The organism is Marisediminitalea lipolytica (genome assembly GCF_001758465.1).
Classification (GTDB): Bacteria; Pseudomonadota; Gammaproteobacteria; order Enterobacterales; family Alteromonadaceae; genus Alteromonas; species Alteromonas lipolytica.
Genome location: NZ_MJIC01000009.1, coordinates 154,301 through 165,930, shown reverse-complemented (window position 1 = coordinate 165,930; position 11,630 = coordinate 154,301). Strand labels below are relative to the sequence as shown.

The 11,630-nt window shown below is 48.8% G+C and carries 8 protein-coding genes; 1 reads left to right on the top strand and 7 read right to left on the bottom strand.

Annotated elements, in window-relative coordinates; translation table 11 throughout:
* Positions 1-4: 4 nt before the first annotated feature.
* Positions 5-1,825, bottom strand: a complete 1,821-nt coding sequence (gene feoB / locus BFC17_RS04465; protein ID WP_070175257.1) for a ferrous iron transporter B — start codon at positions 1,823-1,825, stop codon at positions 5-7.
* 36 nt (positions 1,826-1,861) lie between these two features.
* Positions 1,862-2,095 carry a FeoA family protein gene (locus tag BFC17_RS04460; protein WP_070175256.1) on the bottom strand — a complete coding sequence of 78 codons (234 nt, stop codon included), beginning with the start codon at positions 2,093-2,095 and terminating at the stop codon, positions 1,862-1,864.
* A 298-nt stretch (positions 2,096-2,393) separates the two neighbouring features.
* Between BFC17_RS04460 and BFC17_RS04455 the strand changes: the two genes are divergently transcribed.
* Positions 2,394-2,765, top strand: a complete 372-nt coding sequence (locus BFC17_RS04455) for a VOC family protein (protein WP_070175255.1) — start codon at positions 2,394-2,396, stop codon at positions 2,763-2,765.
* A 72-nt stretch (positions 2,766-2,837) separates the two neighbouring features.
* Here BFC17_RS04455 and BFC17_RS04450 read toward each other — a convergent pair whose 3' ends face one another.
* The 5 genes from BFC17_RS04450 to BFC17_RS04430 form a co-directional block, all read right to left on the bottom strand.
* A complete protein-coding gene (locus BFC17_RS04450; protein WP_070175254.1) occupies positions 2,838-5,879 on the bottom strand; it encodes an outer membrane beta-barrel protein in 3,042 nt (1,013 codons plus the stop codon).
* A 465-nt stretch (positions 5,880-6,344) separates the two neighbouring features.
* Positions 6,345-7,721 (bottom strand): alkaline phosphatase PhoX, encoded by a 1,377-nt coding sequence (locus tag BFC17_RS04445; RefSeq protein WP_070175253.1) that lies wholly within the window; start codon positions 7,719-7,721, stop codon positions 6,345-6,347.
* 142 nt (positions 7,722-7,863) lie between these two features.
* Positions 7,864-8,769 carry a YcjF family protein gene (locus tag BFC17_RS04440; protein ID WP_070175252.1) on the bottom strand — a complete coding sequence of 302 codons (906 nt, stop codon included), beginning with the start codon at positions 8,767-8,769 and terminating at the stop codon, positions 7,864-7,866.
* A 2-nt stretch (positions 8,770-8,771) separates the two neighbouring features.
* Positions 8,772-10,151, bottom strand: coding sequence for a YcjX family protein (locus BFC17_RS04435; protein WP_070175251.1), 1,380 nt, complete (start codon positions 10,149-10,151; stop codon positions 8,772-8,774).
* A gap of 99 nt (positions 10,152-10,250) precedes the next feature.
* Entirely contained in the window at positions 10,251-11,459 is a 1,209-nt protein-coding gene (locus BFC17_RS04430; protein WP_070175250.1) for a M24 family metallopeptidase, read from the bottom strand.
* Positions 11,460-11,630 lie beyond the last annotated feature (171 nt).

Sequence of the window (11,630 nt, the reverse complement as noted above, 5' to 3'; positions counted from 1 at the left end):
TCTGTTACAGCAGACCGCCAATCTGATTAACGGCTACCGCGATGGTATAAGCCAGTAATCCATAGGCTACGTAAAGCCCCCAGGACAGCTTACTGCTGCCACTTTCACCCTTAAGCATCGCTACCGTGGCCACACATTGCAGTGCTACCACATAAAACAGCATCAAACCCAGGCCGGCTTCGGTTGCCAGACCATCAGCCTGAACACGCTCGGCAAGGCCGGCTACATCTTCGTCTGCGCCTTCCAGACCAAACAGCGTTCCCAGGGCGCCGACAAATACTTCACGGGCCAGGAACGACATCAAAATCGCCACGCCGTAGCGCCAGTCCAGTCCCATGGGAGTGAATACAGGTTCAATAAAATGACCAATCTGGCCTAACCAGGAGTCCTGCAAGGTTGAATTGAGCGGGAAATAGCCCAGCACCCAAATGCCCACTGACACCATAAAGATGATCGGACCAGCCCGTTTTATAAACATGATGCCGCTGTTTATCACACGCTGAAACAGCGGTTTCCAGTGCGGAAGACGATAGGTTGGCAGCTCAAGAATAAACGGCATATCGGTTTTCTCAAGATCACGAGGCAGAAACCGATTGAGGATCTGACTAACCACCAGCGCCATAAAAATACCAAAGAAATACAGCCCGAAGAAAGCGGCACCCTGCATATTAAACACACCCAGGAAGGTTTTATCGGCCGGTACCAGAACTGCCACTAACAGTGCATAAACAGGCAGTCGCGCCGAACAGGACATCAATGGAATAGTAAGCATGGTGATCAGCCGCTTATGCGGGGATTCAATGGTGCGCGCCGCCATGATGGCCGGTATAGCACAGGCATGGCCAGACAAATAGGGAATAAAACTGCGCCCGGACAAACCAAAAAAGCTTAACGGTCGGTGACACATCAGCGCCGCCCGGGCCAGGTACCCGGAGTCTTCCAGCAGACCGATAATCAGGGTAAGTACCATAATTTGCGGTACAAATACCAAAAACGAGCCAAAGCCACCGAAAATCGCATCATTAATAAAATCGTGCACTACGCCTTCGGACGTAATGGCACTTGTGCCAGCGGCCAGACTCTCAATGAACCCTTCCACACTGTCCATCAGTGGAGTAGCAAGGGTAAAGATACTCTGGAACAGGACAAACATGACGACAATAAACATGACCCCACCGGTCCAGTTATTGAGCATGAAATTGTCGATTCTGTTTTGATTCTTTAACACGATATCGTGCTGAATACCGAATTCTTTGGCCAGTTCCTGACTGCGCTCAGCGGCTTCTTCGTGAGCCGTAGCACCTTCTGTAGCATAACGCTCTGGCTCACCCGCCATGTCCAACAGGCCTTGTTTAAATTCGTGCAGACCATCCAGCGAGCGGGCTGATAACGGCAGTACCGGACTCCCAAGTGCTTTAGAAAGCCCCTCGGTATCAATAACTTCGCCAACGCGTTTGACTTCGTCAATAAAATTAAGCGCAAACATCACTGGCTTGTTGTGTTTAAAAGCCAGACTTTGAACCTGCAGGCCCATGACCAGACTTTGCGCCAGTCGGGTAGCATCCAGCACCACCAGCACCATGGCGGTATCAGGCTCAGCTACTGAGCGTCTTATTTCTTCAACGGCAATCACTTCGTCGCGGGTCAGGCCATTAAGTGAATAAGCACCGGGCAAATCGACGAGTTCGAATTTATCACACTTACCACGTGTGATTTCGACAGTAATACCAGGATAGTTGGCGACTTTCTGGCGCAACCCGGTGAGTTGGTTAAAGAGTAAACTCTTACCGCAGTTGGGTTTACCTACCATTAAAATGCGTTGCATGAATACGGCTGTCCTGAAACTAGACTGAGCTAAAAATTACTCAGTGGGGGAAATCTGAATACGGCTGGCCAGGTCGTGCTCTATGGCAAAAACGCTTCCACCTAACTGCATCACCATTGGACCGCCTAATGGCCCCCGGCGAACGCATTGTACGCTGCGGCCCTGAGAAAGGCCCATTTCGCTTAAGCGGGCAATAATTTGCTGGTCGAGGGAGGTGTCAACTTGCGTCACCGTGGCAGACTTTGACTTACCCAATTCCCATAACGTCATACTAAATAACACCTAATCTGTGGCACCTGCTGGCCAGAATTGTGCGCTGAACTGACGCGCACCACTTAAATAACAATCATTCCCATTTAGACTAACAGAAATTGACCAGTCAGGCTATAGTTCACATCGCTTAGTTAACTGCCGTTCGACTTTTTATTAAGAATTTTCTTATACATTGCGCCGGTCTGTCTTATTGCAAGGCACCGCTGGTATATAACGGGCAGTTATTTTTTCCTGCCGTGACTTGCTCTACACTAAACCGGTAGCCACTCGGGTCTACCTATAACAAGGAATATTTATGATTGCTTACACTATTGTTGGTACCAACAACATTGAACGGGCCGCTGCCTTTTACGACGAACTGCTTGGTTTAGCCGGGGCACAACGTGCCATCGACGCACCGCGCATGATTGCCTGGGGGAATAACCCTGCAGCTCCCATGTTCGCCATCGCAACCCCTTATGATGAAAAGCCAGCGACCGTAGGTAACGGTAGCATGGTAGCGATTGCCGCTACTGATCCTGATCAGGTAAAAGCGTTTTATACCAAAGCAATTGAGCTGGGTGGCACCGATGAAGGTGAACCAGGCATACGCATGGAAGCCTACTACTGCGCCTATGTGCGCGATTTAGACGGCAACAAGCTTAATTTCTTCTGCATGGCTAAATAAGCGTCAGGTAAAAAAAAGCCACCTCAAAAGAGGTGGCTCAACCGTCGTGAGTCAACGAGGTTTACACGAAAATCAGAATTTCACCCCAACAGCCAACTGGATGCGACGCGGGTTATAGTAGTTACGAGGTGTACCAAACAGATCGGAGGTAGCAAATGGGTTGTAGTTATAACCAGTCTGCTTATCAAACACATTAAATACGTCGGCACGGAAGCGTGCTGTATAGCCTTCCATAAATTCCCAGTTTTGGGTGTAGCTTAAATCCATCTGCCAGTGGCTCGCGCCACGCCGACTACCTGCCGGTTCTGCAAAACGTGTGGTGCTTGAAGCATATCCATAATAGCCACCATCCCAGGCAGTCCAGGCCTCACCAGACTGAAAGATAAAATACGCACCAAAAATACCATCCCAGTCAGCGGTATAAGTAGCGAGTACTTTTACCTTGTGAGGCTTATCACCAATTAACTTACCATAGCGGTTGTCCCATGAGTAACGGCCGTTTCCATCACCATAATTGGAAGAACCAATGAACACATTATTATCATTGGTAGTCGTGGTGTTATCCTGGTCGAAATTACCATAGTAATGACTCCAGACATAAGACGCGTTTACATAGACACTATCAGCGCGATACTCCCCTTCGATACTCCATTCCCAGTATTTAGTCTGGCCGTTATCCACCTCGGCGATGACGTAAGAGGACACATTACCCAATTGATCATACATCTCTCGAACACCGTCGATATAATCGCCTCTCGCAGCAATACTATCTGGCACCGCACCGTTACCATAAGTACCGGACGAGCGAGCAGCGTTAGGCATATCTTCCCAGAAATGACTACCATAACGATAACGCAGGTGAGACCGCAGGAAGAAATCATTAGTGAGCGCCTTTGTGGCACCCAGGGTAATTTCATCAATCCGACGCGGACGCATATTTTCAGCAAAGAATTTACCGGCAGAACCAGCTGCAGTGGTGTTTGTCAGATAGTCCCCATTTTCGTCAAAGAAAACTTGTAGCGTGCGGTCAGCGATACGGCGGTCCCACGAAGCCGCGCGAGCCAAGGAACTTGCACTCGGATTATAACTGGCGTAGTTAGCAAATACGGTAGCAGCCTCAGCATATTCCCAGGTCACTCCCAAGCGTGGTTGCACCATATCTTTCCAATCGGTCTGGTACATTTCATACTTGTTACCTACTGCAATTTCATAACCAGAAACAGTACTGCTATTTTTGCGCAAACCCTGACCGTATAATGTGTCACGACTAATCAGGAAACCCACGTTAAAGGTAAAGTCGTCCCATTCGATTTCATCATTTATTTCAAAATTCAGGGTCTCAGCATATGAGCGCAAATTAGGGATTTCCGGAACATCGCCGCCAAGCCCCATCTGGTAAACGGTTGCACGATAGAATGCTCCACCCAGTTGGCCCTCACCGGCATCAGCGTTCAAACCACCAATATAGGATATTCCCCCCCAACCGTTTGACACGCGGGAAAGCTCCTCTAGTACTTCTGACCACTGAAATCCAAAATGCAAAATATGCGTTATGTCACCGGTATACAGTTCTGTATCAAAGCCAACCTCAAAAGACTCCCGTTCAAATGTGCTGTCAGAGCGGTTGGAATATACTCCGACGCCACCGCCGCCGGTTAATACACCGTCTTCATCATACCCATAAAGATTAATTAGGCCTTGTACATTGGCGTTATACGCAGCAATTTGCGCTTCTGAAAACTCATCATCGATCAGGTCACGTAATTCTGGGACCGAGAAATACCCCATACCTGTAAGATTATTGATATCCAGCGATTCACCGATAACGGGTGCAAAGCTAAGTTCATTATCAGGACGTGAACTTCCCTCGTTTACATACTTTCCGTATTTGAAGGTTAAGCTGGATACATCACCAAGTAACCATGAGCCATCAATTGACAGGATATCCTGCTTGGTCTCACTCCCCAGTGACACACTGTCCGCTTCGAATTCACCAATGGACTCACCACGGTTTTCACGCTCTGAATAACGCTGACTGATGTTAAGCAAGATATCATCCGTTGGTGCCCAAGTGAGCTTACCAAAATATTCGTCACGTTCACTGCTGTAAGGTTTGGCTGGGCCATAGCGGGTAAACTTATCACTGCCATCTTCTTCCGGACGATAGTACGAAGCATAAAAGAACAATTCATCTTCAATTATCGGACCGCTAACAGAACCAATAATCCAGCTTCGATCGGTGTCTTGAATAACACCAGATTTTGGCGTTGCAGCGAAGTCAGAATTTTGCAAACGGTATTCAAGGCTGCCATGGAAATCGTTGGTCCCGGATTTTGACGTTACGTTTACAGCGAATCCACCAGAACGGTTAAAACCGATAGCTTTTGCAGCACCACGGTCTATCGATACGTTTGCAATGTCATGCGTTGAAGGTTCAGAGGCTAAATTGCCAAACAATGGTAGAGATAAATCAACACCATCAAAACCATAGCTATTATCTACACCGGAACCACCCGCAGACGGGCCTAATGTATTAGCTTCACTGTATGCAACACCGGGCAGAATTTTGAGCATATCCCGATAGGTTTGCCCTATCGGCATATTAGCAACAAGCTCCTCTCCAAAGGAATTACTCAGAGCTGAGTCCCCTTCCATAACTATTGGCGAACCAACAATTTCAATCACTTCCATATCTGCTGGCTGATAGACAAAGTTAATAACGGCCGCTTGATCCAGAAATACCTTAGTCGTTAGTTTACGCACAGAACCATCAGAGAAAGTGAAGGTAATATCGTAATCACCGGGCAGCAAATAAGGTAGCGTAAACGTACCGTCCGGACGAGTTGTGGTTGAACGCGGCTTCGGCATTACGTCACTGGTAACTACTACCTCAACGCCGCTAACCGCAACATCGGCAGCGGGTGCAGTTACTGTACCTTTTATGCTACCGGTAATTTGCTGTGCCTGAACCGGAGCACAAATTCCGGCTGCCATGGCACCGGCAAACATTACAGCCGCCGTGGAGGAAGGACGATTATTCCAGGTTTGACGAATTGCGTGGCGCAAATACTGCCCGGCCAAACGCGCTTTGAAAGACGTGAGTTCCTTATGCATGAGTGAGACCCTTTTGCTGTTTTTAGTGCGGCTAAATTGCCACTTATGGTCATCATTTAACCCACAGCACTTCCTCAGGTCAAGAATAATTTTTTCTAATTATTTCTAAATTTAAAAATATTTTATCTCTATCAAGTTATCTTTATTTTCTTAATTAAAGAATTTATTCCAACCTAATATGATATGTGAGACAGCTATTTTTTGCTGTCCCAAACCAGTGGTTCCTACCACTCAGCAGGTGGGATTTTAATCTTTTTATTTCAAAATGTTAGATAATAACTAACAGCTAACCGCAGCTACAGACCTTATATCTTTAACTTTACTTTAAATGCGTTTTTATGCTTCTTGCTGGTTAATTATTACGCAACAATAGAATATTCACAGGAATAAAATATTAATATTATCTAATAAAAAAGGTAAATTTATTCGTAGAAATGACTGCCGCCAATGCGGCAGTCGGCGTTGTTATGCCCGCAGATGTTTCCACGGGCCGGAAATAGCCAGTGTCTGGGTAGGAGAGTACAGATTAACAAACAAGGTTGAACCATCGGGAGAAAAACACGCCCCCGCCAGCTCGGTTTGCAGCGCCAGTTGAGCAAAGGGATAAACTTCCCCATCAGGCGTCACTCCGCGTAAATGGTTATCCACTATAGCGGTATACTGATCTTCACAAACAATCAGGTGGCCATTAGGTGCGACCGTTAAGTTATCACCAAAATTGAATACCTGGCTGTCGCTGCTCTCAACAAAGAGTTGTAACACGCCCGGGGCATCGCTCTCGCTTGGTGTACCTTCATACGCCGAAGGTTTATAAGCCATCACCTGACCCAGCTTTTTATTCCCGCCGTTAGTACAGCAGAAATATAATCGGTCATCGGTCCAGTGGATCCCTTCCCCTCTGGCAAACAAGGCGGCACCAAGCTGATAACCCTGTTTACGTAAATCATCCTCGGCGCTGTCCGGCGACTCAATGTCTACCCAACTAACGTCAAGCCACTCACCCAGCGGCATTTCACGCTTTTTCCAGTTACGGGTATCAAATTTTGGATACCCTTTAACCGCCAGCGCCTGCAGTTTTCCACCGGCGGCCAGCTTGCCATATTCATTAGGCACCAGGCGATACAACAAACTATCGCCACGGTCTTCGGTCATGTACACAATACCCGTTTCCGGATCCACACAGGCAGCTTCGTGGTTAAAGCGGCCCAAAGCTTTTAACGGTTTGGCTTCAATCAGCCCCTCAGCGGTAGCCGGGATTTCAAAAACATAACCATGGTATTTTTTACCATCTCCGGACGGCGTATCAACGCTTTCCTCACAGGTTAACCAGCTGCCCCAGGGTGTTACACCGCCAGAACAATTACGAATGGTGCCGGTTAAACTGACAAACTCACGTTCTTTGTTACCTGTTTTGGTATTATATATCAGCGTGGTAGTGCCGCCAGGCAAGGCTTCATTGTAGGAGTTAGTGTCGTAAGCGAGCGCCGTTTTTAGTGGTTCAGGCTGCCCCGGACCGTATTCTTTAAGATGCTTTGGCTGTAGCTCGTGGTTACGGATAAGTGCCACCGTCGAATCATTCAACGCTATGCAGCCCATGCCATCGGCTCTGTCGGGGACGCGCATACCATCGCTCATCAGCTCACCAAAAGACGACAGTACCTGATAGGAAAACCCTTCTGGTAACGCCAGTATGCCGTTAGGATCTTTAAGCAGAGGGCCGTATCCCACGTCGGTTCTCATGGGAATAGTAGTAGCTGCCTGTGGCTGGCGGAAAATACCGCCGGTCATACCGGCAGCCGCCAGGGTTCCCAGCGCTACGGTAAACTGTCGTCGTGTAATCATGAATATCCTTTGCTATGCACCGCAATTATTATGTTATTAAACGCTGTCAAACGTCGTTTTTTCGAAACATAAATTGGGTTTTGGTTCCATCCTATCAATATTCTATACGCTCAATACGCTATTTTCACCGATAAACGCCCGGCTATTTCTCTTCTTCCAGCAAGCGCATCAGAGTTTTCCCCAGACGTATGTTCAGTGCCCCGGCAGCAACCGCCTCGGCAGAATTTTCCATCAGCTTAGCGGCTAATGAACCACTAAGCTGATTGGTCATTTCGTCAGTGGCGAGATCAAAAATACTTTGCGCCGCCAGATTCTGGGCCAGAATTTTCATCAGCTTCCAGTTACCTGCAGTGGCGGGTCGCAGTCCGTATACTTTTGCTACCCGTTTTATGGTGCGCATGCTTATCCACAAAATCATCAGCGACTGAATCAAATGATTGGGACTGATAAACGCCATACTACCGCTGGCCATAGACTCTTTCTTTACTACCTCACTGGCCTTGGTTTTAACCGGTTCGGCAACAAACTGGCGATACATTTCCACAATCTCGGCGCTGGTATGGTCGGCTTTTACCAGCCCGGTAAAGCGCTTGTAGCACTGCTCGGCGTAACTGTGACGGGAAAACTGGCTGGCATGCAATTTTAATGCGTCCAGGGCCGCCTGAGTCGAATCATTGCTAGCCAGTTCCGCTAGTTTTGGCCGCCGGTGAATAAACTGAGAGACTTTGCGATATCCCCTCACCTCTCCCAGCGTCAGGCTACCAAGGGACACGACAAACACGCCCAGAAGCACTGCCAGTAAAGAGGTAGAAATGGGCGAAGCGGCAAAATTCATTTCTATAAAGTTTAAAGCTTCAAATAGACTAAAACCCAATACACAGCCGATGCCGGATAGCAGTGCCAGCCATTTAGCTGATAAGCCGGACGCGGGGTCATCCACAATCACCAGTTCCGCTTCCCGCTTAGCCGGCATGGCATGATCAGGAGGCTGAGCGTCAATTTCCATTTGTGTCACTTTAGAGCGATAAGGTTTCTCTGTGGTGCTCATATTCAGTCCTCCAGTAAATACTGAAACAGCCGGTCCAGGCCGTTACCGTTTAACATGCGGGCCAGATAATCTTTTGGCACACCGGCAGGCAATGCCGGATAGTGTTCATCAGCAGGCATTGCCTTAAGTGAGTCAGGCAGCGGCTCAAAGGTGGCCTCGATATAGCGGCCTTCGCCGTTGACGTAACGTAATGACTGCTCGCTACTACCGGCATCGGTAGCCTGGATTGCCGATACCAAAAAGTGCTCAAACTGAATATTGTCTTTATCAAGCTGGGCGGTAGCGCCACGGGTTACATCCTTAAGCAGGGCTAACAGGTAGTCTTTTTGTGCGGCCGGGATAAGGTCACTCTTTGTTGCCACAAAGGCAACTTTGGCGATTTTTTGTTGGCGTAACAAATGCCGCTGAACCCAGCCCGGATCGCCATAAACAAAGGTTTGCGCCAGGTTACTCAGGGTTTCCCTGAGCTGATAAAGATGGCTCTTACTGTGGTTGAGCCCTTCAAACAAGTCGACCAGAATGATTTGTTTGTCCGTCTCGCGGAACGTACTTTGCTTCAGCGCCGCCAGCCACTGCTTCTGGAATATCTCAAAATGGTGGTTAAATCGCTGGGTCCAGGGACTGGACAGGTCGCTGCTGATCCTGGATGGCAGTGGTGTAAAACCAAATTCCTGCCAGTCAAATCCGGAGCCCGGAATCAAAAAGCTGCCCGGCTGGAGCATGGATATACCTTCGGCCTTGGCCGTCAGCAGATAGTCCCGGTACTTCGCCACCAGCATGGCAATGGCATCTGGCGTGGGGGGCTGTTCAAAATCAAACTCACTGACCAGCTGATGCCAGTCTTTAGCAAAACGGTTTTGCGGCTCATTCATTTGCTGCGCCCAGGCCGAGTCTGACCACTGGGTGTAGGTTTTTTCCAGCATGGGTAAATCGGTCAGCCACTCACCGGGGTAGTCGATAAACTCAAATACGATATCGGTAAACGGCAGCAGGTATTTTTTTAACTGGTGGGTCTGACGTAATCGCACCGTAAGCTGAAAACCGGCCACGGCTTCGGTAGCCGGCGGCCAATCACCGCGTTCCAGTGCCGCCATATGTGCGTCCACCGGAAACTCGGGTAACTCCCCTAAAGGTTCAACCCACATGTTTTCAACTAAATCCATGGGCAAATAGCGCAGTAAAGGTAAACACTGATATTGCTCTTCACTGCGATATTTAAGGATGGTCATCAGACTGGTAAACAGCATCGATTTACCACTGCGACTCAGGCCGGTAATGGTAAAGCGATGACGGGATTGCATAAACCACTGGGCAAACTGCGCCGAACCGGCATCAGACGCACGTCTGACCGGATTTAGTACGCTATCAAGTAGTTTTCGCATGGCCGCACTCCCACACCATCAACAAATAATCCTTTTGAATATTCCTTAAGGGTGGTGACAACGCAACCCATTTCAAGCGATTGGCATATTTTGTTACAGTTAACCAAAGGGGTTATTGATAGACAGGGCCGGTTCTGTAAACCAGCGCGGCCCCTGGTCGGTCATGTAAAAATGATCTTCCAGGCGAATACCAAACTCACCCGGCACCACAATCATGGGTTCATTGCTAAAGCACATTCCAGCGGCCAGTGTTTGCGGATTGTCTTTTACCAGATAAGGCCATTCGTGAATGTCCATACCAATACCATGACCGGTACGATGGGGTAAGCCCGGTAAATTGTATTCAGGCCCCAATCCGGCGGTTTCCAGGCTTGCCCGTGCCGCTGCGTCTACGTTACCGCAGGGCTCACCAATGGCAGCCGCGGCGAAAGCCGCCAGCTGGGCGTCTTTTTCGGCCTGCCACAGGCGCGCCTGTTTGTCACTTGCCTTGCCAAATGCGTAGGTACGGGTGATGTCTGAAAGATAACCATGCAATTTACAGCCAGTATCAATTAACACCAGGTCGCCTTGCTTTAACACCTGCGGGTCTTTAACCCCATGGGGAAATGACGTTGCTTTGCCAAACAACACAATACAAAAATACGAGCCGCTGGCACCGACTTTTTGATGCGCAGCGTGAATAAACTGTTCTACCTCTGTAGTGGTTATGCCTTCATGTAAAATACTGGCTGTGGCTTTGTGTACAGCCAGAGTCATATCCATCGCGCGCTGAATCAAGGCGAGCTCACTGGCGGATTTATGCATCCGGCAGTGAGCCGTGACGGGCCCGGCGTTAATAATTTCCAGATGGGCCATGGCCTTGTGAAAACCATCAACAATAAAAAAGGCTGTGGATTCATCCACACCAAAAAGATCGCCGCCTTTTACCCCTGCCTGTTTAACAAGCTGCGCCACCAGCGCATAAGGGCTCTCATGCTCCTGCCAACCGATAATTTTACCGCCAATAACCTGACGCTCGGTCAGCGAATCAATTTCAAACGCAGGGGCTACATAAATTATTTCGCCACTGGCAGGCAGAATGGCCCCGACCAGACGTTCACTGGCGTACCAGTCCATACCGGTAAAGTAACTTAAATTGGTGCCGGCATTAAGGTAAATGGCCGCAATCTGATGTTCGCGCATGTAGCGCTGCGCCTTATCAATGCGGGCAAGGAACTCACTCTCACCCACCGGCGCAGTATCACCGGTCATATCGGATAATGTTGCCAGCGCCTCGGCCTGGGTAGCGCCGCCTATACCTGTTTGCATGCCTGTCTCCTGTAAAAATTACCGGCTATTGCGATGGCTAAACTATACCTTATGCCACACAACCAGGACAGGCAGCGGCAACGGAATTGGTCTACGCAGAGCAGCAACCTGACGGTTTGTACTCGCTCCGTGCGCATCACTGAGGCAGTATGACTGCACTACAATTAAAAA